Here is a 21,867-nt window from a genome sequence, read left to right on the forward strand (position 1 = left end):
GCGGCCAGTACATATGCATGTACTTACTGACTTACCAACTTACGGACTTGCTGACCGCACGGGCGGCCCCGTTACTGACTTTAATTAGCTACTTCCGACAGGAACTTGATGCGCATAAGGCGCAGGTCTTGTTCAGTAAAATCGTCACCTCCGAACTCGCGCATAGCCACGGCAATGTTATCGCTCTCAGCCTGCATGAAGTATTCGTAGATTTCGTCCTGCCGGTCTTTATCCATTACCTGATTAATGTAGTAATCGAGATTTAGTCGAGTACCTGAGTAACAGATGTGTTCAATCTCCTCCATAAGATCTTCCATACTCAGTGACTTAGACTCCGCGATTTCATCTAAGTCGACTTTCCGGTCGATCTGCTGAATGATAAAAATTTTGACTTTTGACTTATTGACTGTCGACTTGATAACTACGTCTTTAGCTGTTTCAATGTCGTTATCTTCAACGTACTTGGTAATGAGGTCGATAAACTGTTTGCCGAACTTCTGCACCTTACCCATACCCACGCCATTGATCTGCGCCATTTCCTCACGCGTGGTGGGGTATGTGGTTGCCATCTCCTCCATGGATGTCTCCTGGAAAATAACGTAGGGAGGCAGATTTTTTTCTTTGGCAAGCCGTTTTCGCAACGCCTTTAATAGGCCCAGGAGCTCTTCGTCGTAGGCAATTCCACCCGACGATGGTGCCGAGTCTTTGTCTTCTTCTTCCTTTATATCGGCCCCCTGTTGCTCATAATCATGATCCTTTGTCAGCGTAACCGGATAAGGATCTTCGATATAATTCAGACCACGCTGGGTCAGCTTCAGAATACCGTAGTTATCGACATCCTTTTCGAGATAGCCGTAGATCGTGATCTGCTTGATAACCGAGCACCAGAAATTACAATCTTCATTGAACTCAAGCCCTTTTCCATACACAGCAAGCCGGTCGTGTTCGTAACTGGTTACGTACTGGTTGCTGGTAGCCGTCAATACATCGGCCAGGTGAGCGACGTCGAAACGCTGATCGGTTTGAAGAACGGTTTGTAGGGCCAGTACAACTTCGTGTTGTGCTTTGAACTTCTCCGGCGATTTAAGACAGTTGTCGCAAAAACCGCAGTCTTTCTCCATAAACTCGCCAAAGTAACCTAACAATTGCCTTCGACGGCAAACGCCAAGGTTCGCATACGAAACCATTTCGGTCAGCAGGTGCTTGGCATTATCGCGCTCGGTAACGGGTTTGTCTTTGTTGAATTTTTCCAGCTTCACAATATCATCGAAGCTGTAAAACATCAGGCAGTTACCTTCCAGGCCGTCACGCCCGGCCCGGCCGGTTTCCTGATAATACCCTTCGAGCGATTTTGGCGCATCGTAGTGAATAACGAATCGAACATCCGGCTTATCGATGCCCATACCGAAAGCAATCGTGGCGCAGATAACGTCTACATCTTCGTTCAGAAACGCATCTTGGTTGTTCATCCGGGTAACCGGGTCCAGACCAGCATGGTAGGGCAATGCTTTTACGTCATTTACCCGGAGCAGTTCGGCAATTTCTTCAACCGTTTTACGGCTCAGGCAATAAATAATTCCTGATTTGCCTTTGTTCTGCTTTATGTATTTGATGAGTTGTTTCTTGGCATCAACCTTCGGTCTTATCTCGTAGTATAAGTTCTTCCGGTTGAAGGATGTCTTGTACAGGTTGGCATCCTCCATTTGCAGGTTTTTCTGAATATCCTGCTGCACTTTAGGCGTGGCCGTTGCCGTAAGTGCAATAACGGGCAAGTTGCCAATGTTGTCGACGATTCCCCGAATTTTCCGGTACTCAGGCCGGAAGTCATGTCCCCATTCCGAAATACAGTGAGCTTCGTCAATGGCGACAAATGAAATATTCGCTTTCTTAAGAAAATCCAAATTTTCTTCCTTTGTCAACGACTCGGGGGCAATATAGAGCAGCTTAAGTGTACCGTTAAGGGTATCCTTTTTTACCTTGTTCATCTCCGCCTTCGAGAGTGTCGAGTTCAGGAATTGGGCGTTGATACCAAAAGCATTTAACTGGTCAACCTGATTTTTCATGAGCGCAATCAGGGGCGAAATAACGACGGCGGTACCCTCGCTGACAATAGCAGGCAGTTGATAGCAAAGAGATTTGCCTGCGCCAGTGGGCATAATGACAAATGTATTTCGACCTGCCAGGATACTATATATAATAGCTTCCTGCTCGCCCCGAAACTGGCTATACCCGAAAATTTCCTTTAGCCGCTCTCTGAGAGTTGTATGGACCGACTGATCAACCTGCATCATTCTACAAATCGTACAAAAGTTACTTTACTCTATGCGCTTGTGTATCTTTGCTATATAAAGTTAGCGAATATACACTGCAAACCATTCCTTATTATCAAAACTGACGTTGAAAGTAATAAAAAATCCTAAGACCATTGCCCGTTCGGTTTTGTTGGCCGAAGCTGAAGCAATCCGAAAAGCCGTTGATTTACTGGATGAGCAATTCAATGAAACAGTCGACACGATCCTTAATTCGTCGGGCCGTTTGGTTGTGACCGGTGTAGGGAAAAGTGCACTGGTAGGACAGAAGATAGTGGCCACCATGAATTCAACGGGTACTCCATCGCTATTCATGCATGCTGCCGATGCCATTCACGGCGACCTGGGGATGATCCAGAGCAACGATGTCGTTTTGTTAATCTCGAAAAGCGGAAACACCGCCGAAATAAAGGTTTTAATCCCCTTATTGAAGCGTACGGGTGTGCGCCTGATTGCAATGGTCAGTGCCCGTGACTCGTATCTGGCCAACCATGCCGATTACGTTCTCCACGCGTATGCGGAGATGGAGGCCGACCCGCTGAATTTAGCCCCCACAACCAGCACAACGGTTGCCCTAGCCATTGGCGATGCGCTGGCAGTTAGTCTATTGGAGGTTCGTGGCTTTACGCGGCAGGATTTTGCCCGGTATCATCCCGGTGGCTCACTGGGGAAGCGGTTATATTTGAAAGTTGCTGATATTTTTCCACATAATAAGTGTCCCAGGGTAGTACCAAGCACCCCACTTAGGGATGTCATCTTCACGATCTCGGCCAACCGGCTGGGCGCAACGGCGGTTGTCGATGAAAAAGGGACTTTAGCAGGTATTGTAACCGATGGCGATATACGCCGGACGGCTTATGACCATAGTGCCTTCTGGAATCTTTGTGCTCAGGACGTCATGACTACCCAGCCCGTATGCGTAGCACCGGACGAATACGCTGTTGTAGCGCTACAATTGATGCAGGAACGAGACATTTCACAACTAGTTGTTGTGGATGATACACAGGTTTTGGGGTTTATTCACTTACACGATTTACTACGGGAAGGACTTATCTAGTCGTATACTGCTTCCTTATACTATTTCAAGATTTCTCGTAACGAATCCCATCTTTTCCTGATCAAGCGGGAATTAAGGTGGGATTCACTTTGTTTTGTTTAATGAGAAACCTGATTTGTTAAACAAAATCCACACTTTTGATTCCACAGAATGGGGGAAATATTCCACACTCCACAATGCGGGATTATTTGTTTCTGGCACGGTAATTCAAATTTAACCTAAGATAACGCATTGACAAACAAATACTTACCATAAAGATGGTACCCTTCCCAATGAAACCTAACAAGACTGGTCGTCTTTTTGTCTAAATGCTAGTACAATCGATTCAACAGAAAAACTTATAACAGCCATGACCGCTCTCGAATTTACTAACCATATTGGCAAAGTGTCTAAATCGTTACGTCCATTTGCTCTCCGTTTGACTAAAGATGTTGAAGATGCAAACGACCTGTTACAAGATACCTTATTGAAAGCATTTACGAATCGCGATAAATATACCGACGGTACAAATTTGAAAGCTTGGCTCTATACAATCATGAAGAATACGTTTATCACCAACTATCAACGTATGGTGCGTAAGAATACCTTCATCGATACAACTGATAACCTGCACTACATTAACTCGATTGAAAGCAGCACAGACAATCTGGCTTATTCTTCTTTCGCTCAGGACGACATTAACCGGGCTGTAAATGGTCTGGAAGACACATATAAGACTCCATTTATGATGCACTTCCGTGGCTTTAAATACCACGAAATAGCAGCAAAACTTAATATCCCCATCGGAACGGTGAAGAACAGAATTCACATTGCCCGTAAGGAATTGAAGGGACAACTAAAAGTTTACGCCTATTTTAATGCCTAGATGAGACTTTTTCGAAAGTACATCGTCTAAGGTTCATTGATTGAGTAGTTTTTGGTTAAAAAGAGGAAGGTTCGAAAAGTTGGGTAGGTTTCTACCCAACTTTTTTTATGCCCTAACGGCTCGTTTACGCTGGCTCTAGCCTGCAATGCTTGTCGTGATAGTACTTAGTTTAACAGGCAAGCCGGATAATATTGTCTCCTTCGTGCTTGCTTAAACAAGTAATCTGTTGAAATTTTAGACCAATTAGCTTGAACAAATTTCTTCATCAATTACTTTTCCACTTTTTAACCTTCATACTTGTACTAATGCCCAAGCGAGTTCTTGTTATTGGGGCCGGATTTGCCGGGCTTGCTGCTGCGACCAGTCTTGCCGATAAAGGTTTCGATGTCACAATTCTTGAAAAAAACTCTATTCCTGGTGGACGTGCCCGCGTATTTGAGGCTGAAGGATTTACCTTCGACATGGGGCCGAGCTGGTACTGGATGCCTGACGTTTTTGATACCTACTTTGCCCGTTTTGGTAAGAAGACTAGCGATTATTATAACCTTGTTCGGCTTGACCCTTCTTATAAAGTTGTTTTCGGTCCCGATGAGGCTGTAGACCTCCCGGCTGGACTAGATAACTTAGAAATCCTGTTTGAAGGAATTGAGCCGGGTAGTGGCGTTAGATTACGGCAGTTCTTAAAGCAAGCTTCCTATAAATACGAGGTTGGCATGAATAAATTTGTTTGGAAACCCAGTCGGTCAGTAACCGAATTCTTGAGTCTGAAGCTATTGTTCGATGTTACGCGCCTTGATGTGTTCCAATCTTTTGCGTCGCACGCCCGCAAGTTTTTCACTCACCCTCGCCTGCTGGAAATCGTCGAGTTTCCGGTCCTGTTTCTGGGTGCCACACCCGAAAATACCCCTGCCATGTACAGTCTGATGAATTATGCAGAGATGGCCCTGGGTACCTGGTATCCAATGGGCGGCATGCATGAGATTGTCAAAGCGATGGTTCGCTTGGCCGAAGAAAAAGGAGTTAAAATCCTGCTGAATCAGACCGTCAAAAAGATTGATATACACAAGAAAACGGCCCATCGCGTTATTACAACAGAAGGTATATTTGAAACAGATGTGGTAGTAGCCGGCGCCGATTATAACCACGTTGAAACAAGCCTGATCGACGAAACGAACCGGAACTATGATGATGCGTACTGGAAAAGTCGCGTCATGGCGCCCTCATCACTTTTGTTTTACCTTGGCGTAAACAAACGCCTACCCCGACTGCTACACCATAATCTGTTCTTTGACGAAGACTTTAAAGTACACGCTCAGGAAATTTATGAAACACCACGCTGGCCTTCCAAGCCCTTGTTTTATGCATCTGCTCCGTCAAAAACAGACCCCGGTATTGCCCCTGAAGGTTGCGAGAACTTGTTTCTGCTGATTCCTGTAGCCCCGGATCTTACAGATGACGAAGCAACTCGCGAACATTATTATAACTTAATTATGGATCGGCTCGAAGCATATGTAGGTGAGGATATTCGCAACCATATTGTCTTTAAACGTAGTTATGCACACAATGATTTTAAACAGGACTACAATGCATTCCGGGGTAATGCGTATGGACTGGCGAATACCCTGCGTCAAACGGCGATTTTAAAGCCATCCTTGAAAAATAAACAGGTAAGCAACCTGTTTTACACCGGTCAACTTACTGTACCTGGCCCGGGCGTCCCACCTTCGCTCATATCAGGACTGGTTGTAGCCGACGAAGTAGCCAGAGAATTCAACTAACGTAGCTATGTAGGCTTGTCCCGAAAGACGCCCATAGTTCTTTTTCGATACACTGGTTTTTTAACCCTAAATAACACTACACGCTTAATTTATATGATGGCATTGTTCAACAAAACGGCACTGGAATGCAGTAAACTAATTACTGAGCAGTACAGCACGTCGTTTACGTTAGGTATTAAAACGCTTGACCGTAAATTTCACTTACCTATCTATGCCATCTATGGATTTGTCCGATATGCCGATGAGATTGTGGATACCTTCCACGATTATGACAAAAAAACGCTTCTGCTACGGTTCAAACACGATACATATCAGGCTATTGAGGAAAAGATCAGCCTCAACCCCATATTGCAGTCCTTTCAACTTGTGGTGAATGAGTACAAGATTGAGCATGAGTTGATCGAGGCTTTTCTGAAAAGTATGGAGATGGATCTATATTATCAGGATTACGATGCCAAGGGCTACAAGGAGTATATCTATGGTTCGGCTGAGGTGGTTGGTCTTATGTGCCTGCGGGTCTTCTGCGAGGGCGACCTGGCCGAGTTTGACCGCCTTAGGGGAGCCGCGTGTAAATTGGGGTCAGCTTTTCAGAAAGTGAATTTCCTGCGCGATCTCAAAAGTGATTTTGTTGATCGGGGGCGTACCTATTTTCCAGGTGTCGACTTTAAAGACTTTGGTGTTGAAGCCAAAAAACTTATCGAAGCGGATATCCAGCAAGACTTCGATGAAGCTTATATTGGAATTATGAATTTACCAAGGGGAGCCAGAATGGGCGTTTATCTGGCCTATATATATTACCAAACGCTTTTCAATAAAATCAAACAACTGTCGGCCACCCGCATTCAACGGGAGCGGGTCAGAGTACCTAATCCACAAAAATTTGCCCTGCTTGCCCAAACGTATGTCAAGTATCGGCTCAATGTCCTGTAAGTGCTTCAGTACGGCTTCTTAACTTGTATATCCCATCTTTTCCAACAAACTTAGCTGCTAGCCCCTGTTTTATTTCTCCCTATCTTTGCCTAAAATTTTTTAATTTCTGCCAATGATAGCCGAAGCGACCCTTTCGCCGGAGGTTCTGTCTCAATACGAAGCCGTTATTGGGCTGGAAGTACACTGCCAGTTGCTTACGCAAAGCAAAATTTTCGCGTCGGATACAAATGCGTTCGGTGCTGAGCCAAATACAAATATTAGTGTCATTACGCTTGGTCATCCGGGTACGTTGCCTAAACTGAATCGTAAAGCCGTTGATTACGCTGTGCGCATGGGGCTTGCCTGCGGCAGCACGATTACGCGCCATAATGTATTTGCCCGCAAAAATTACTTTTACCCTGACCTGCCAAAAGGCTACCAACTCTCACAGGATAAAGGTCCAATCTGCGTTGGTGGCGGCATTTTAGTTAAAGCCAAAGATCCCCTAACGGGTCAGTCTTACCAGACAACCATCCAGATACACCATATTCACCTCGAAGAAGACGCCGGCAAATCTATTCACGACGGCGATCAATGGGCTACGCAGCTAGACTATAACCGCGCGGGTACCCCCCTCATCGAAATGGTGACTGAACCCTGTATCCGAACGGCCGACGAAGCGGGTCAATACCTTACGGAAGTCCGCCGGTTAGTACGCTATCTTGACATCTGCGATGGCAACATGGAGGAGGGTTCGCTGCGCTGCGACGTAAATGTTTCCATAAGACCCAAAGGTGCAACGTATCTCGGCACGAAGGTTGAAGTAAAAAACCTGAATTCGATCCGGAATGTAATGCGTGCGGTAGACAGCGAGTTTCTGCGGCAGGTTGAACTAACGGAATCGGGCGGACGCATTACGCAGGAAACGCGTACGTTCGACGCAGCCACCGGACTAAGCTACGCCATGCGCGAGAAAGAAACGATGAATGATTATCGTTACTTTCCCGACCCCGACCTGACGCCCGTTGTCATTTCGGATGCGTGGTTAGCTGATATCCAGGCCCAAATGCCGGTACTTCCGGCCGAGTTGTACCAGAAATTCACGTCGGTCTACGGTCTGCCCGAATACGATGCCGCGTTATTGACCGATGCGAAAGAACTGGCCGAGTATTACGAAGACGTTTGTACAACGACCTCAAATTATAAAGCCGTTTCGAACTGGATTATGGGACCGGTAAAAGGACAGCTCAACGAAAAAACACTGCGTGAACGGCAGTTTCCGGTCTCGGCCGAACGGCTGGCGGCTTTAATTAATCTGGTTGATGGGGGCGTTGTCAGCCAGACCGCTGCTCAGCAGGTATTTACCCTGATGATCGACCAACCGGACGCAACACCCGAAGCCATTGCAAAAGCGAATGGATTGGTGCAGAATCGCAATACCGACGCTCTGCAAACGTTGGTAGAAGAGGTACTGGCAGCCTGGCCCGACAAAGTAGAGCAATACCGAAAAGGCAAGAAAAACCTGTTGGGTCTGTTTGTGGGCGAGGTGATGAAAAAATCGAAAGGTTCGGCCGACCCGAAACTAGTAAATGAGTTATTAGCCAAGATATTATAGATCCATGAAAAATCTATTTTTTAATGTAGCCAGTCTGATAGCCTTTAGCCTTACGGTTAATGCTCAGTCTACCAAGTCGTTCACTGTAACGGGTAAAGTCAATAAAGCAACGCCGGGCAGCTATGTCTATCTGGAAACCAATTCGCAGCCAACGCATAAGCTGGACTCTACCAAACTAGCAGCGGGCAACACCTTCACCATAAACGGTAAAGTAGCCGACGGGGGCGAAGTGTTTGTCCTGAATGTTGGCGGAGGACAAAAAATGGCGCTGCTGGTAGAAGGGGGCGAAACGCTGAACGTAGTTGCCGATGGCTACCGTATGGATGCAAAAACCGGTCAGACAGGTCAGGCAACTGTTACGGGTTCCAAAAACATGGAGTACTACAATAAACTAAATACGCTCCGTACGGATATGGAAACGAAAGTAGCGGTCTGGAATAAACAAGTGGCGGCTGCTACCGAGAAGAAGGATAACAAGCGAATTTCGCAAATTGAACAGGAGTACCAGGTCGCCGAGCAGGATGTTGTCAACAAAGTAAAGGCAATGCTGCCCGAAATGGGAACTTCCTTAGCATCTTTGTTTGCGCTGAATTTCATTAACATCGACACCGATTTTGCCACGTACGAATCGCTGGCACAACGGTTCGAGAAAGAAAACCCCAGCAGCCCGCACGCGAAATCACTCATTGGCCGGGTTGCCCGCATCAAAGGCGTATCGGTAGGTGCGCCCGCCCCCGAAATAGCCTTGAATGATACAACGGGTACACCCATACCATTGTCATCTTTACGGGGCAAATATGTATTGATCGACTTCTGGGCATCGTGGTGCGGTCCCTGCCGGGCTGAAAACCCCAACGTTGTTCGGATGTACAATAAGTTTAAAGACAAAGGGTTTGCCATCTACAGCGTTTCGCTGGACCAGGCGAAAGCTAACTGGACGAAAGCTATCCGGAATGATAATCTTACCTGGACTCACGTGTCAGATCTGAAATTCTGGCAATCGGCAGCAGCCCAGCAATATGGTGTTCAGGCAATTCCGGCTACGTTCTTGCTTGATAAAGACGGAAAAATCATTGCCAAGAACCTCCGGGGCGACGCACTGGAACAGAAATTGGAAGAAATTATGAAAGGTGGGCAGTGAGTTAACCGCAAGTCGTTAGTTTTGTAAGGTCAGGTTTACGAACCTGACCTTTTTGTTTTGGTCAAGTGCCAAACGTATACTTCATCAACCCTGACTCATTCACCAATACAATGATTGACAAATGAAAATCGCTATCGTGGGTTGTGGCAACATGGGTATGGCCTTCGCCAAATCATTTTTGCAGTACGATCTGGTAAAGAAGGAAAACTTACTTCTTATTGAAAAAAGCGCTGACCGGTCTGAAGCGCTCAAAAATGAAAAAGCCGGTGTTGTTGTCGACACCATTGGCCCACACGTTGGCGAAACGGATTTGATCATTCTGTCGGTTAAGCCCCAGGACTTCAATAGTGTACACGAAGCCCTTCGGGAAGTTGTCCAGCCGCACCAGGTTATCCTGTCGATCATGGCGGGCATTCCCATCAATCAGATTCAGGAAAAACTAGGGCATTCGCTCGTTGTTCGAGCCATGCCCAATACCCCCGCCATGCTGGGTATGGGTATAACCGGCTTCACGGCAGCTAAAGAAGTGGATTTGACCAGCCTGCGCCGGGTCGAGAACTTAATAAATGCCACCGGCCGGTCCATTTTTCTGGAAGATGAGTCGATGCTAGATGCCGTTACGGCGCTTAGTGGCAGCGGTCCAGCTTATTTTTATTTCGTTGTGAAAGCGATGATCGATGCCGGAAAGCAAATGGGCTTCGACGATTCAGTTTCGGCATTGCTCGTCAAGCAAACAATGCTTGGAGCCTATCACCTCATCAACACCGCTGATAAATCGCTGGATGAGCTAATCAAAGCCGTAGCTTCCAAAGGCGGCACCACCGAAGCGGCCCTGCGCGAGTTTGAGCGTGGTGGCCTGGCCAATACCCTTGTAGCAGGTATCAAAGCAGCCCAGGTTCGGGCAACGGAGCTATCGAAAGAGTAATATAGTACCGCACTTGTAGTGCCGACTAAGACAGTCAACACTACAAGTGCTTCGCTTCACTACAAGCCCGTATAGCTAAACGGCGTTATAGCTCGGAGTTCATCCTTCACAGAGCTTGACACGTTCAGCTCGTCAATAAATTCCCGAATACCGTCGGCGGTAATTTTCTGGTTCGTCCGTGTCAGGGCTTTCAGGGCTTCATACGGCTTGGGATACCCTTCGCGCCGGAGAATGGTCTGGATTCCCTCGGCAACCACGGCCCAGTTATCTTCCAGATCCGCCGAAATAGCCGCCGGATTCAGTTCAAGTTTATTGAGACCTTTCAAGAGTGACTTTAGCGCAATGACTGAATGGGCAAACGGAACACCAATGCTCCGCAATACCGTCGAGTCGGTCAAATCGCGCTGAAGCCGGGAAATGGGGAGTTTACCAGACAAATGCTCGAACAAGGCATTGGCAATGCCCAAATTTCCTTCCGAATTTTCGAAATCAATGGGGTTCACCTTATGCGGCATTGCCGACGAACCAACCTCTCCTTCTTTCAGCTTCTGCTTGAAGTAATTCATGGACACATACGTCCAGATGTCGCGGTCGAGGTCGATCAGGATGGTGTTTAACCGCTTGAATGAATCCAGCGTAGCGGCCAGCATGTCGTAATGCTCGATCTGGGTCGTAAACTGACTACGAACCATACCTAAGCTTCCAACGAATTTATCGCCGAACTGCTTCCAGTCCTGACCCGGATAAGCCACGACATGCGCGTTAAAATTACCCGTTGCACCCCCAAATTTGGCGGCTGTTGGAATATCGGCCAAGAGGTGTAGTTGTTTTTCAATTCGCTCGACAAACACCAGCAGTTCTTTACCCAAACGGGTTGGCGACGCCGGTTGTCCGTGCGTACGAGCCAGCATGGGCACCTCTTTCCATGCCTCGGCCAACTCCTGCAAGCGCATGAACACCTGCCGATACAGCGGAACAATTTCCGTATCGAGCGCATCGCTCAACAACAGCGGAATGGCCGTGTTATTTATATCCTGTGAGGTTAGGCCGAAGTGAACGAACTCCAGAAAAGGTTCGACCGGCGAACCTGCCAGCTTTTCTTTTATGAAATATTCTACCGCTTTAACGTCGTGGTTGGTCGTCTTCTCAATTGCCTTGATTCGTAGGGCATCACTTTCCGAAAAGGTTTCGTAGATAGCCCGAAGAGCCGGAAACTGTGATGGATCGACACCGGCTAATTGCGGAACCTGCCATTCGCAAAGGGCAATAAAATACTCGATTTCAATACGAACCCGGTAATGAATAAGACCTAGTTCCGAGAAATAAGGTGCCAGGGCGTCAACTTGTGACCGATAGCGCCCGTCGACCGGTGAGATGGCCGTTAATGCAGATAATTCCATGTAGTTATGTGTAGTATAAGATGCATGGTGAAAGATGCAGTGTTCTTCATCATACATCAAAACGGGTTTAGGTACAGACCAAGACCCAGCCAGGTTGTTTGCTGTTGTTCGAACTGGCTGTAGGGCCGGAAACCGGAGTATCCTTCCAACAGGAATGTCAGGTTATTTTGAGTCCGTCCCACCTCAAATCCAATACCGGCATGAATGCCCGGTCGGAAGTCGGTTTGCTGCCAGAACTTAATATCGGCACCCCCTACCAGCCGGGTGGCTTTGGTCGAAGGTTTTTTGTAAAATGCCCCTAGTTGAGCACTCAATGGCTTACGCTCTTCTGTTTTACGCAGCACAACGCCAAGACCACCATACACGCGCCAGTTATTCACCGTACGACTGTAGGTGGCGTCCAGCAATTCATAATTCACGGAGTTAGGCGATGGGGCCGTTAGTTTGTTCCGATAAATGTAGTCATCGCCCAGATGAGACGACAGGTGATACACCCGAAAACGGTAGTTGTTTTCTCCCCGACGAACGTTATAGATGATACTGATTTTGTAATCCGTATTAATAATTCGGCGAAGGGCTTTATCAGTCACGTCGTCATGGAAAGCCTCAAACTGCGTGAAGGATGCCAGATCCAGAACCCATTCTTCGGCATGACTGGCGTCGGTACTTCGGCGGTAGAATGGCTTAGCGAACCCAAAGGCAAATGGAACAATACTGCCGTTGTATTTCTGTCCTTCAGTCCAGTAAAGTGGTAAAATGCTTCCGTACGTTTGCGCTTCGAGCGGGTCCAGCAGAATAGGATCGAATAAGTGCCCTTTGGGAAGAAACTCCTGCGTTGGCCGGCTGACGGATTCCTCCCGACCCGTTGCGGCTACAGCCAAAGAATCCACCGGCCGTGGCTTGCGTTCCCGTTTCACACGTTCAGGCCGGGGTGCCTTCTCCGGCTCCGGGGTGGGTGCTACGGGCGTGGGCTGCGTTACAGGCGCAGGCTCTGCAACTGTTTCTTTTTTGCGTTTTTCCCGTTTCTCTTTTTTGGTCGGCTCCACAACGGTTGGTGCCGAAGCAGCTGGTTGATCAACAGGCGAAGCGGGGACTGTTATCGCAGGAGCGGTTGTGGGCTTAGGCGCAGGAGATTGAACAGGTTCAAGAACCTTGCCTGCTTTTTTGGCTTGTCGCTGACGTTCTTTCTCGGCCTGTTTTGCTTCGTACTCGCGCTGTTTCTGCGCCCACTCGGCTCTTATCTGACGCTCGCGCTGGACCTCCCTTTCTATTTTTTCCTTTTGTCGCTGCTCAGCAGGAGTTAAGACTCGGGCTGGGGGCGTCGCGGGGGTTTGCGCTAAAGCTATTGTTCCTAGGTATAAAGTCAGTATAAGAACCGACAGTGTTTTTTTCATAAACTAAAGGCCGGAATTAAAAGAGAAACGAATTGCTGGAACCCTATTTTACTGTTTGAGGGCAGCGTAATGTTTATAGAAATACGGGATTGTTTCAATTCCCTTATAGAAATTAAACAGTCCATAACTTTCATTGGGCGAATGGAGCGCGTCGCTATCTAAGCCAAAACCCATTAGAATTGACTTGATGCCCAGTTCTTGTTCAAAAAGGGCCATAATGGGAATACTGCCGCCCCCTCGGGTTGGTATGGGCTTCTTCCCCCAGGCATCTTCAAAGGCTTTGCTGGCGGCTTCAAACTCAACAGAATCAACAGGTGTCACGTAAGGCATACCCCCATGATGTGGCTCTACCGTTACGGTAACGCCGGGCGGAGCAATAGACAGAAAGTGATTGGTAAAGAGTTCGGTAATTTCATCTGGTGTCTGGTTCGGCACCAGACGCATACTGATTTTAGCCGACGCCTTGGAAGGCAGTACCGTTTTTGCACCTTCGCCGATGTAGCCGCCCCAAATACCGTTCACATCGAGTGTTGGGCGAATAGACGTACGTTCATTGGTCGAATAGCCAGCCTCACCCATCACATCGTTAATGCCCAGATCGCGCTTATACTCCTCCAGGTCGAAAGGTGCTTTGGCGAGTTCGGCCCGCTCCTCATCGCTTAGATCAGCTACGTTGTTGTAAAAGCCGGGAATGGTAATGCGTCCCTTCTTATCGTGCAGGGACGCAATCATCTCGCACAATATATTGATCGGATTAGCGACACCCCCTCCATACACACCCGAGTGCAGATCGCGGTTAGCGCCCGTTACGTGTACCTCTACATAAGACAAACCACGCAGCCCGGTTTCCAGAGACGGCGTTTCGTTCGAGATGATGCTTGTATCAGATACCAGAATAACATCGGCTTTAAGCATTTCCTTGTGGTTGGCGACAAAGATGCCCAGGTGGTCGGAGCCTACTTCTTCTTCCCCTTCAATCATCACTTTTACATTGCACGGCAAACCATCTGTGGCCACCATGGCTTCAATAGCTTTGATGTGCATATAAAACTGACCTTTGTCGTCGCAGGCTCCCCGGGCATAAATCCGCTCGTTGCGGATGGTTGGCTCAAACGGGGGCGTATGCCATAGCTCATACGGATCAGCGGGTTGCACGTCGTAATGGCCATACACCAGCACCGTTGGCTTTGCCGGATCAACTAATTTTTCGGCGTAGACAATCGGATGACCCGGTGTCTCGAAAAGTTGGGCGTTGTCAAGACCAGCCGCCTGTAGCTTATCTTTTACAAACTCGGCGGCACGACGAACATCGCCTTTAAAGTTTGAATCGGCCGAAACCGATGGAATTCGTAATAACTCCAGCAGTTCATCCACGAACCGCTGCTTATTTGTTTCCAGGTAGGTAGTCATTTCGAAGTGTGTAATGTGTATGGCTGATGTAGTACATAGGTAGATGAAATCCTGATCTTTTCTACATCGAGTAGCCGTATACCGTTAAAAGTTTGCCCCGAAGTTACGCACTTTTTGCGCAACGTCGGGGCGTTGATTCGTTTAAGCGTTAGGCTTTGGTTTTGTCTCTTCCTTCGGTTTTATCTTTTTTTTCGCAAGCGAATCAGGACGGTTCGATTTTCCTGCCCCCGTATCAAGCGCCCTATGTTCTTCTGGTGTGTCAACACAACAAGCAGGAACACCACAAAGCCGAATACGATTAACAGGGGACTTTCCTTCTCGCCGAAAATTTGTAGTAGCAGTAATACCGGGAAAGCCAGCGCGGCCATAATTGATCCCAGCGATACGTATTGAGAGGCAATAACAACCAGTAAAAAAATACCGATGCACACAGCCGCCATTTCCGGATGCGTCGCTAGTACCAGACCCAATAAGGTTGCTACGCCTTTTCCGCCCTTAAAGCCAGCAAAGATTGGGTACAAATGGCCCATCACCGCAACCAGTCCAAATACGATTTTGAAGGTCATAATTTCATTCTCCGTAATTACATCTGCATACCAAAGTAATGTTGAGAGAATAGCAGCCGTGTACCCTTTCAGAACATCTACCAGCATAACGATCGTACCGGCACGCTTGCCCAATACCCGAAATGTATTAGTTGCGCCGGCATTTCCACTGCCATACTGACGAATGTCAAGGCCAAAAAAGCCCTGACCGTACCAAACAGCCGTTGGAATTGAACCTAACAGATAGGCTATGACCACCGTAATGCTAATGAGAAAGATATTCATCAACAGAAATAAGTTATTACAGAGAAAAAGAAACGATCAACTTTATTAATCATTTCTGGAGAAAGAGTGCAACACCAAAATTAAGGCATTGTTACCAAACGGTCAACCATAGTAACCTATAAAACAAGTCTAGTACTAATTAACTTTCTGAACGGTCCTATTTACCACCTACGACTACTTCCCGTAAATCCTCGGAGGCCAGGTAGCGATTAGCTGTCTCCATTATATCGGCTGGGGTTACCTGACGAATTTTTTGAATATACGTTGTCAGGAAATCCGTAGGCATTCCATCCAGTAGAACCACTTTATACCGGTCGGCAATTTCGAAGGGAGTATTCAATGATCCAACAAATTCGCCTGCCATATAATTCTGTACTGTTTCCAGTTCATCCGCCGATACCGATTCGCTTTGCAGGATACTTATCTCCTTTCTAATCTCATCCAGCGTTTGCTGAGTATTTTCTTTGTTAACATCCGTTCCGATCAGGAAATACCCATCCTGCCGGAATGAAGGCATATTCGATGAGATTCCGTACGTAAATCCTTTCTCTTCACGAATATTTTTCATAAGCCGGGAGCCAAAATATCCCCCCAATACCTCATTGGTAACAAGCATTTTAAAGAAATCAGGATGTGAGCGGGTAAATAACCGGCGACCAACGCGGATTGACGATTGAACGCTGTCCGGTTTGTCAGCCAGTATAGGAGACCGATCGTCGGAATGGGCGCTTCCGTTAAATGCCACGAGTACATCTGTGCGAATGGGTAACTGCCCCAGTTCGCGGTTAATCGCAGCCAGTTCATCTTCAGCGGCCTGTCCGGCCAGAATTATCTGAAAAGGCCGGTTACTGATAACCTGACTAAAGAAGTCAACTACATCCTGCCGGGTAAGCTTTTCGACATTTTCGGGACGTTGGCTACGGCCATATGGGTGGTCGATGCCAAACAATTTTTCCCGGAACAGAACCCCAGCGAGGTAAGCATTCTTTTCGTAATTGACGCGTAGGTTCTGGAGGGTGATGTTCCGCAAGTCGTCCAGTTCCTTTTGCGGGAAGGTGGCTTCAGTAAGCATCTCCCGAAGCACAGGCAGCACGTTAGGTAAAAACTTGCTGAGGCAGTAAATGACAATACTAGCCCGGTCGGGGCCACTGTTAAGTTCCAAGAAAGCGCCGTATCGGTCGATGTACTCACTAATCTGGGCTGATGTGCGTGTGGGTGTACCTTCCGCCAGCATTTTCATGGCAAAAAATGCGCTACCTGGCACCTGTTCATACCAGGTCCCCGCATTAAATACGCACTCCAGCCGCAAAACAGGCTGCTGAGCGACCGCAATCAGGTGCAGAGGAATTCCGTTATCCAGTTGGTGAGACTGTACTGCTGGCAGGCGTATTTCCTGGATAGCCTGAAATTCGGGCGATTGTGTTCTATTGAGCGTCATGTATGTAAATGCAACAAAGAGCGAACGAATGAACGAGTGAAAGAGCGTTGATTGTCGCTCTTTCACTCGTTCATTCGTTCGCTCCTTACTTTATAATAGCTAGTTTCTATCATCCGAAAGGGCTTCATCATCGCCAATTCGGTTGCCTTTGTTGAAGTTAAGTAAAAGCGAGATACGGAACGTTTCAGACAGGGGGCTACCCTGTTTTACAGGAAGCAGGTACGAAAAATCTACACCGAAACGATCCTGTAAGCGCAGACCGATACCGGTTGTCACGTATTTACGACCGCCTTTCTGGTTCGACTCATTGAAATAACCCACCCGAGCAGCAAACTGGTCATTATACCAGTACTCGATACCGGTCGAGATTGTTATTTCTTTTAACTCTTCGCTAAATCCACCGGGCGCATCGGCAAACGAGCCAAATACTGAACTGAAATAGTTCTTATTGGCATTTACATTTGTCTGCACGCCGTTCACCGTTTGAATATCGGGCGTAGGCACCATGAGTTTATTGGCGTCCAGCACAAAATTGAACTTGTTATACTGGTCAGAGAACAAGGTAAACCGGGTGCCTAACCGCAGGTTGGTTGGAATAAAGTAGCTCTGGGTACCGCCGTAATTGATCCGGCCACCTAGGTTGGAAATCATACCACCAAAGGCCCAGCCTATTCCTTTACCCGTTGCGTTATCCCGAAATTCGTTCTGGTAATAAGCGCTGATATCGGCGGCTGCGGTCGAACCGGGCTTCAAACCGGCATTTGTACTGCCTGCTGCCAGGTTAGAACTAAGGTATTTAAGATCAACAGCAAGCGAAAAGTTTTGCGAGAGCCGTTGAGCAAACGTAGCTGTCACCGCATATTCGCGGGAGTTAAACGACCCGGCTGCTACGCCGGTAGCCGTTGTAAAGTCAACCGTCCCGAGGTCAAAATACATCAGGGAGCCGCCTACTACTGAGTTCTTACCCACTTTCGAGTATCCGCTCAGGTAAGTATAATACATATCGCCAATCAGATTGCGCAGCCAGGGCGTGTAAGAAATAGAGGCCCCTTTGTCCTGCTTGGCAAATACCAGTTTCGAAGGATTCCAGTAAATAGCGTTCGCATCAGCATCTCCCAGCGCTACACCAGCCTCACCCAGGGCACCCGAACGGGCATCTGGCGTGAAGTTCAAAAACGGAACCGATGACGTAGGAATATTTAGCTGCGCGCCGTTAAGCGTAGTTATTTGAGATTGAGCAGAGACAACAAACGGAAAAAAACTACATGCGCCGAGAAGAACATGGAAAAAATTGCGCTTCATATAATGAGAGTTGGTCAACGACAGCAACTGATGATAGTATACTAGCAGCCCTGTGCGGTCAAAATTACAATGAAAGGTTGGATTAGAAAAAGCGAGATGATGTTTAAGTACGCGAAATCATTTAGTTAATAGTATACGGTATGTTTTTCTAGCCTCTGACCCATCCGCAGCCGAACGCACCTGAAACTGAACAAAATACATACCATTCTGTAGTGTTTGACCTGTATGGCTGGTGCCATTCCAGACGCCAACGTCCAGCACAGCAGCACAATCAGTACATTGCCCTGACTGTTGATTGAGTAATTGTCCGTTCAGATCATACACAGTCGATGTCCAGTCCAACGGCTCACCTGACCGGTTTAACTCGGCTACAAATGTTGTCTGGATACTAACAGGATTTGGATTTGCCCGCAGCGATCGCACTTCCAGCCCTGGTCGTTCTGAAACTAATAAGGTCAACGTGCCCTCTGCTGAATTATTGTTAATGTCCCAGGCTTTGACTCGAATTGTATACGTTCCGGGAGTCACATCACGAAAGGTGTAATAAACATCGCCCTGCCGACCATCTGCCCCATTTGCAATGTAGTTTTCGTTCAAAATAACCGCTGGCTGGTCATTAAGCCGGGCAGTTAGTTCATGCCCCAGGCCGGTTCGGGTAATGTTGATGCCTTTATTGTCGGACAGTCTAATCCGTAAGGTTACGTCCGGGCCAGCCACACGCACTTTTTCACCTTCTGCTGTTGCTCCAACCACCGAGAGCGTTACAGCGGGCGGTTGATTATCAATAGTATCTGCAAGAATACTACCTCCTACCAGTAAATTATCGTAATTCCCCAACGCACTAAGTGTACTATCAGCCGGTATGGCATATAAATAGAGCTTCCCCGGCCCAACCGTATAGTCAATATCTTTGGGCATGGTAAATCTGACGGCAAATTGCCCCTGTTGAACCGGTACCTGCCCGGTGAAAATTGGATTAGCAAACACCTGATACGTCATCCTGGGGCTACCGGCTTCGGAACCCAGTGTAGTTCGTTTAACAGCTTTGTCATATAAAGCCAGCTGCATCAATCCCGAAAAATTGACTAGTCGTTGGCCCTGCTGGCGGATTTCGCCCGACAGTTGCACTGTCTGTAATGCCCTTAAGGTATCTGCCCGATTAACAGTTACTGCCTTACCGTTTACCTGCGTTAGTACAGCCTGAGCCGTTGGATAGGCTAATCGCAGGGATGGGTCGCCTAGGAGTGCAAAGTTTCTGTTGACCGGTCCACTTAGGCTGTTGTTCTTGGTACTCCGCATGACATCGCCTAAGCGGGGCATACGGCCATCAATCGGACTAAAAACAGCATCATAAAATGCCTGATTCAGTAGCAGATTTGTGTTGGCATACACGGGCCGGGTAGTTGTTAGCAACCCGATAGCGCCCCCTGTCCGGCTTAAGAGGGTTAACTCAGCACCCGAGCTTACACTTGGGTCGTCATAACGTCCAAACTGGCAGGTGGCCGTTACAAATAGCGGCAACCGTTTATTTTTCCAGGAAAGTATGTCCTGAAGTGTCACAATCTGTTCATCGGCAAGGCCCAGAATACCACCGTGACCACTGTAATTGATGATGAGCTGTCCATCTGCAATACCCTGGTTGATCAGTTTATTAACCAGGGGTACCTTTTGCCCGGCACTCGTATTTTCCTGCGGATAATCGTCCAGAAATACCCGCTGGGGGCGGTAGGCAGGCGCAGTTTTCTCGACACTACGCGCCATTTGATCGGCGTCCTGCTGGTGGATATTGTAATCACCGTCGTCGGCAATCAGCATCAGACGGGTTTGCCAGTCGCCCGTAAGTGACGGATCGGAACTGTACCGAATGAGTTTATCAACAACCGTCCGGGCCTCCTCTACTGATTTTGCCGGTATCCGGCCAATACCAACATCCAGGCTGTAATCACCGATCTGGTTTTCGGGCCACTCCCCTTCGTTACTATCCATGAATCCGAAATAATCGTCGGACGAATAGCTTAATACCGGGTGCAATGACTCCCGACTTTCATAGACGGGCACCATATTTGCCAGTTGGGCCGCGCTCACCAAACCACCGATGTTCCGGTAGTTGAATGTTGCATCGCCGAAAAGCAATACATAGCGAAGTTTAGTTGGCTGCTGATGATAAAAATACCGCACCATATCCCGAATCGCCGTTGGGTCGGGCTGGCCGGAACCGAATTCATTAAGAGCCTGCTGAGTAGTTACAACCAGCACTGAGAGTTGGTCGTGGTCGCGTCGGAACTGAGCCAATCGGTCGGCCTGTTCACGCCAGGCAGCCGGGGTTACAATCAGCAGATCGGGTGCTGGTTGAGCCCGTACATTTTGGTTGGCAATCGCGTTCAGCGATGCAGGCGACAAGATCTGGACATCGCTGAAAAGAAAGTAGTCGCTGACTTTTGCCCCCAGCCAGCCAGCTTCCTGTGCTGCCGATAAAACATACCCCTGGATGATGGGGGTCAGCGGGTTCGTAACATCCCAAATACGCAGGCTGTTTGTGGCCTGCCGAACCGCATATTGCCCCGGCATCAACCGACGAACCCACATCGGCTTGTCGTACTGTCGAAGTTCGCGCCGGGTCTGAAGAGCCAGAAAGTTAAGATATCCCTGGGCCGAATACTGCCCATTTTTCCGAAAAGTCAGTGCCAGGCGAATTGAGTTAACGGCTGTTGTCAGCCTCGTCAAAAATGTATCCGTTCGGGCAACACCCTGATAGTCGTACTCATAACCCGAAATTGTGGACATGGGCATCGTTCCAACTAGCTGATCATTAAGCTGAAGCCTGAACTGTGTTGATAAAGGTGCTCCGGCAACGGCAGAAGCGGCCAACCGAATCGGAGTATTCGCAACAAGCCCGGCAACATCGAACGTCACTGTCTTTGTTGTATCGATGGTGAGGTAGTCGGCCAGCCACTCCCGGCCCGATCGCACAGCGGGCACTTTCAACAAGTCCTGTTCGTAAAACTGGTAATCGTCAAACGTCGTAACAGTAGGCGTAGCCGACAGGCTACCCGACGGCCGCTCCGTCATGCGCAGACCAGGCGTATCACCAATGGTCAGAAAATAGAAGGTTGTATCAGAATAGGCATTGAGCTGATGCGTAAACCGGCGGTTCGTTGAATCATATCGAACAACGTGCGGGCTTTGCCCAAAAAACAGGAGTGCGTCGGATGCGTCAAACCGTCCATCCGCTTCACCCTGTACCTGAATGGCATTTTCGGTCAGATCAGCCGGGCGTGGACTGGCATTGCGCTGGGGCAACATGGCACCCCCATTTCCGTACAGCCTTAAACGGCGGGGATCGGCAGCGGTAAAGGCGGGATTAAGCTGTGCTAGTTGTGCCTGACTGAGCCGATATACCCCCGACTGGGTTACACCTACTTTCACCCACACACCCGTTTTCAAAACAGATTGCGCCAGCGCAGGTGATTGACTACTAAACACGAACAAATGGA

General features: G+C 48.1%; 15 protein-coding genes. 7 read left to right on the forward strand and 8 right to left on the reverse strand.

The features are described 5' to 3' along the window. Positions 1–80 precede the first annotated feature (80 nt). Entirely contained in the window at positions 81–2,291 is a 2,211-nt protein-coding gene (gene recQ, locus NT073_RS10360; protein WP_297372666.1) for a DNA helicase RecQ, read from the reverse strand. A 106-nt stretch (positions 2,292–2,397) separates the two neighbouring features. Between recQ and NT073_RS10365 the strand changes: the two genes are divergently transcribed. From NT073_RS10365 to proC, 7 genes are all read left to right on the forward strand, one after another. Beyond that, positions 2,398–3,366 (forward strand): KpsF/GutQ family sugar-phosphate isomerase, encoded by a 969-nt coding sequence (locus NT073_RS10365; protein WP_297372668.1) that lies wholly within the window; start codon positions 2,398–2,400, stop codon positions 3,364–3,366. 349 nt (positions 3,367–3,715) lie between these two features. Then, positions 3,716–4,231, forward strand: a complete 516-nt coding sequence (locus NT073_RS10370; RefSeq protein ID WP_012930413.1) for an RNA polymerase sigma factor — start codon at positions 3,716–3,718, stop codon at positions 4,229–4,231. Between the two features lie 305 nt (positions 4,232–4,536). Next, complete coding sequence (crtI, locus tag NT073_RS10375) at positions 4,537–6,009, forward strand: phytoene desaturase family protein (protein ID WP_297372670.1); 1,473 nt, start codon at positions 4,537–4,539, stop codon at positions 6,007–6,009. 93 nt (positions 6,010–6,102) lie between these two features. Further along, positions 6,103–6,939 (forward strand): phytoene/squalene synthase family protein, encoded by an 837-nt coding sequence (locus NT073_RS10380; RefSeq protein WP_297372672.1) that lies wholly within the window; start codon positions 6,103–6,105, stop codon positions 6,937–6,939. A 112-nt stretch (positions 6,940–7,051) separates the two neighbouring features. Further along, positions 7,052–8,533 carry an Asp-tRNA(Asn)/Glu-tRNA(Gln) amidotransferase subunit GatB gene (gene gatB, locus NT073_RS10385; RefSeq protein WP_297372674.1) on the forward strand — a complete coding sequence of 494 codons (1,482 nt, stop codon included), beginning with the start codon at positions 7,052–7,054 and terminating at the stop codon, positions 8,531–8,533. A 4-nt stretch (positions 8,534–8,537) separates the two neighbouring features. Next, positions 8,538–9,674, forward strand: coding sequence for a TlpA disulfide reductase family protein (locus NT073_RS10390; protein WP_297372675.1), 1,137 nt, complete (start codon positions 8,538–8,540; stop codon positions 9,672–9,674). A 121-nt stretch (positions 9,675–9,795) separates the two neighbouring features. Next, positions 9,796–10,599, forward strand: coding sequence for a pyrroline-5-carboxylate reductase (proC, locus tag NT073_RS10395; RefSeq protein ID WP_297372677.1), 804 nt, complete (start codon positions 9,796–9,798; stop codon positions 10,597–10,599). A 59-nt stretch (positions 10,600–10,658) separates the two neighbouring features. On the opposite strand, the gene purB is transcribed toward proC, so the two are convergent. The 7 genes from purB to porU all read right to left on the reverse strand — a co-directional run bounded on the left by purB (position 10,659) and on the right by porU (position 21,856). Next, complete coding sequence (gene purB / locus NT073_RS10400; protein WP_297372679.1) at positions 10,659–11,999, reverse strand: adenylosuccinate lyase; 1,341 nt, start codon at positions 11,997–11,999, stop codon at positions 10,659–10,661. A 56-nt stretch (positions 12,000–12,055) separates the two neighbouring features. Beyond that, positions 12,056–13,393, reverse strand: a complete 1,338-nt coding sequence (locus NT073_RS10405; protein ID WP_297372681.1) for a DUF1207 domain-containing protein — start codon at positions 13,391–13,393, stop codon at positions 12,056–12,058. Positions 13,394–13,441: 48 nt separating this feature from the next. Beyond that, on the reverse strand, positions 13,442–14,803 hold the full coding sequence (locus NT073_RS10410) for a dipeptidase (protein WP_297372683.1): 1,362 nt from the start codon (positions 14,801–14,803) through the stop codon (positions 13,442–13,444). 179 nt (positions 14,804–14,982) lie between these two features. Further along, positions 14,983–15,633: a glycerol-3-phosphate 1-O-acyltransferase PlsY gene (gene plsY / locus NT073_RS10415; protein WP_297372685.1), complete on the reverse strand. Its 651-nt coding sequence runs from the start codon at positions 15,631–15,633 to the stop codon at positions 14,983–14,985. Positions 15,634–15,790: 157 nt separating this feature from the next. Further along, positions 15,791–17,071 carry a pitrilysin family protein gene (locus NT073_RS10420; protein ID WP_297372804.1) on the reverse strand — a complete coding sequence of 427 codons (1,281 nt, stop codon included), beginning with the start codon at positions 17,069–17,071 and terminating at the stop codon, positions 15,791–15,793. A gap of 99 nt (positions 17,072–17,170) precedes the next feature. Further along, the gene (porV, locus tag NT073_RS10425; protein ID WP_297372687.1) at positions 17,171–18,373 is read right to left on the reverse strand and encodes a type IX secretion system outer membrane channel protein PorV; all 1,203 of its coding nucleotides are present in this window, start codon (positions 18,371–18,373) and stop codon (positions 17,171–17,173) included. A gap of 117 nt (positions 18,374–18,490) precedes the next feature. Beyond that, positions 18,491–21,856 carry a type IX secretion system sortase PorU gene (gene porU / locus NT073_RS10430; protein ID WP_297372688.1) on the reverse strand — a complete coding sequence of 1,122 codons (3,366 nt, stop codon included), beginning with the start codon at positions 21,854–21,856 and terminating at the stop codon, positions 18,491–18,493. Positions 21,857–21,867: the final 11 nt, after the last annotated feature.

The organism is Spirosoma sp., assembly GCF_026391055.1.
GTDB lineage: Bacteria > Bacteroidota > Bacteroidia > Cytophagales > Spirosomataceae > Spirosoma.